The organism is Streptococcus suis (assembly GCF_002964045.1).
GTDB lineage: Bacteria > Bacillota > Bacilli > Lactobacillales > Streptococcaceae > Streptococcus > Streptococcus suis_U.
Genome location: NZ_POPB01000497.1, coordinates 1 through 388, shown reverse-complemented (window position 1 = coordinate 388; position 388 = coordinate 1). Strand labels below are relative to the sequence as shown.

The following is a 388-nucleotide window of genomic DNA, read 5'->3' as shown; positions in this document are numbered from 1 at the left end:
ATAAAAAATATGTGGCTGGGGTGCCAAACCAGATGCAATCAAGGCTGTAATTCCTGCCGATGCTCCTGGAAGTGCTACAACAGGAATATCTTCCGCAATCGCTGCCCGTACCAGGTCATGACCAGGATCCGAAATGGAAGGCAGGCCTGCATCAGAAACTTGCGCAATGGACTGACCTGATTTGAGCCAATCAATCAAAACTGGAATTTTTTCATGGGCATTGTGTTCATGAAAGGATATTTGCTTGGTTTCTACTTCAAAATGTTTGAGTAGGAGGCCTGTATTTCTCGTATCTTCCGCTGCAATTATATCCACTTCTTTCAAGGTCTGAACAGCTCGGAATGTCATATCCTGTAAGTTTCCAATAGGCGTTGGCACCAGATATAAA

General features: G+C 44.1%; 1 protein-coding gene. It reads right to left on the bottom strand.

Features of this window, described 5'->3' with window-relative positions; translation table 11 throughout:
• Nucleotides 1-388 (bottom strand): 16S rRNA (cytidine(1402)-2'-O)-methyltransferase (rsmI, locus tag C1E99_RS12250; protein ID WP_161951201.1); only part of this gene is annotated, 388 nt, incomplete at both ends.